This is a genomic window from Macrococcoides caseolyticum (assembly GCF_002902665.1).
Classification (GTDB): domain Bacteria; phylum Bacillota; class Bacilli; order Staphylococcales; family Staphylococcaceae; genus Macrococcoides; species Macrococcoides caseolyticum.
Genome location: NZ_PPRM01000118.1, coordinates 1 through 634 on the forward strand (window position 1 = coordinate 1; position 634 = coordinate 634).

The 634-nt window shown below is 25.1% G+C and carries 1 protein-coding gene; it reads right to left on the reverse strand.

What is annotated here, in order from left to right; genetic code table 11:
• Nucleotides 1-54 precede the first annotated feature (54 nt).
• Nucleotides 55-634: hypothetical protein (locus CD152_RS12025; protein WP_205757054.1), on the reverse strand; the 580-nt coding region annotated here is incomplete at its 5' end.

The following is a 634-nucleotide window of genomic DNA, read 5'->3' on the forward strand; positions in this document are numbered from 1 at the left end:
GTTTATAAAGAGGATAATTTTTACCTTAACTAATTATTTTTTATGCTTCAATTCCTATGTGACTAAGATAATTGATGCTATATTACTTATTTGTCTTTTTTTATAAACATCAGTACAAATAAAATCACTTTTTTCATACCATTCACCAATAATAGCTAGCTTAAAATATTCGTGAAAATTATCTTCATGCATATTCTTTATTTCATGATACTCATTAATCAACGAAGAAAACAATTTATCATTATGAAAAAATACTTTAATTACTCTGTTACCGTATTTCATAATGAAACTTTTTTCATTTTTATCATAATACCTCATATACGGTATAACTATTTTATTACCTTTAAATCCATTTAAGTATTGTCTAAAAATTCTCTGATCAAGAAAGCATTCACTTATTTTTGTATCACCAATATATTCGCTAGTCTTGTGTTGCCTACAAAATGTCACAAAAGTTCTGAGATTTGTAATATCATTTTTTCTTGTAGTATTCTTGATATTACTTTTATTTTCACCAGCAGAAACCGTCGTTGATTCCGTAGATAGAATAGAACCGAAGAATGAATTGATATTAAATTCTGTATCAATAATATTATATTTCATACTAAAACTATAATCGCATCCATCTTTATGT